Genomic DNA, 1,509 nt, shown 5'->3' on the forward strand with positions numbered 1-1,509 from the left:
ACTACGTTCGTCAGGTCATCGATGTTTACCACCTGTGAGGCGGCCGTCATGACCCATTCCATTGCATTCAACTTTGAAGACGGCGTCACCCGATTCATCGACGCAAATGCCGGCGAAACCGTGGCCGATGCCGCGTACCGCCAGGGCATCAATATTCCGCTGGACTGCCGCGACGGTGCCTGCGGTACCTGCAAATGTTTTGCCGAAGCCGGCACTTACGATCTTGGTGAGGAATACATCGAAGACGCCCTCAGCCCTGAAGAGGCCGAGCAGGGTTTTGTCCTGACCTGCCAGATGCGCGCCCAAAGCGATTGCGTGGTGCGGGTGCCGACCTCCTCGGAGGTCTGCCGCACCCGTCAGGCCAGTTTTGAGGCGACCATCAGCGCCGTGCGCCAGTTGTCCGACAGCACCATCGCGCTGTCGATCAAGGGCGAGGCCTTGAGCAAACTGGCGTTCCTGCCGGGGCAGTACGTGAACCTGGGGATTCCCGGCAGCGAGCAGACCCGCGCCTATTCCTTCAGTTCGTTGCAGCGCGACGGTGAGGTCAGTTTCCTGATCCGCAACGTACCCGGCGGCCTGATGAGCAGCTTCCTGACCGGCATGGCCAAGGCCGGCGACAGCATGAGCCTGGCTGGCCCCTTGGGCAGCTTCTACCTGCGGGACATCCGTCGGCCGCTCTTGCTGCTGGCCGGTGGCACCGGGCTGGCGCCGTTCACCGCGATGCTGGAGAGGATCGCCGAGCAGGGCAGCGATCATCCGCTGCATCTGATCTACGGCGTGACCCACGATTTCGACTTGGTGGAAATCGACCGCCTCGAAGCCTTTGCCGCGCGCATCCCCAACTTCACCTTCAGCGCTTGCGTCGCCAGCCCCGAGAGCCGGCACCCGCTCAAGGGCTACGTGACCCAGCACATCGAGCCAAAGCATTTGAACGATGGCGACGTCGACGTCTACCTGTGCGGCCCGCCGCCGATGGTCGAGGCCGTCAGCCAGTTCATCCGCGAACAGGGCATCGCGCCTGCCAACTTTTACTACGAAAAATTTGCCGCCAGCGCGGCTTGAGTCGCCCCAATGTGGGAGCGGGCGACCGCAGATTTTGTGCACGACACAGATCCAGTGTGGGAGCGAGCTTGCTCCGGGCGGCGTTCCGACGATGGCGTCCTGCCAGGCAACATCAATGCTGAATGTTCCGGCCTCATCGCGAGCAAGCTCGCTCCCACACTGGATCTGTGTCGTCCGGGATGCCAATTTTCGTCATGAGGTACACATGAACAGATTTCAAGACAAAGTCGCACTGATCACCGGCGCTGCCCAAGGCATCGGGCGGCGGGTGGCCGAGCGYATGGCCGCCGAAGGGGCGAAGCTGATCCTGGTGGATCGCTCCGAMCTGGTGTTCGAAGTCCAGCARCAGTTGGCGYCAACCACCCAGGTACTGGCCCTGACCGCCGACCTTGAACAATACGAGGAATGCAGTCGGGTGATGCAAACCGCCGTCGAGCGCTTCGGTCG

Annotated in this window: 2 protein-coding genes; both read left to right on the forward strand. The window is 62.3% G+C overall.

Annotation, left to right across the window (positions count from 1 at the left end):
- Window positions 1-48: 48 nt before the first annotated feature.
- A complete protein-coding gene (gene benC, locus ACXRVY_RS28580) occupies window positions 49-1,062 on the forward strand; it encodes a benzoate 1,2-dioxygenase electron transfer component BenC (RefSeq protein ID WP_223463152.1) in 1,014 nt (337 codons plus the stop codon).
- 205 nt (window positions 1,063-1,267) lie between these two features.
- On the forward strand, window positions 1,268-1,509 hold a 242-nt coding region (locus ACXRVY_RS28585), incomplete at its 3' end, for an SDR family NAD(P)-dependent oxidoreductase (RefSeq protein ID WP_458238902.1).

This window comes from Pseudomonas sp. P5_A2_2, assembly GCF_054177685.1.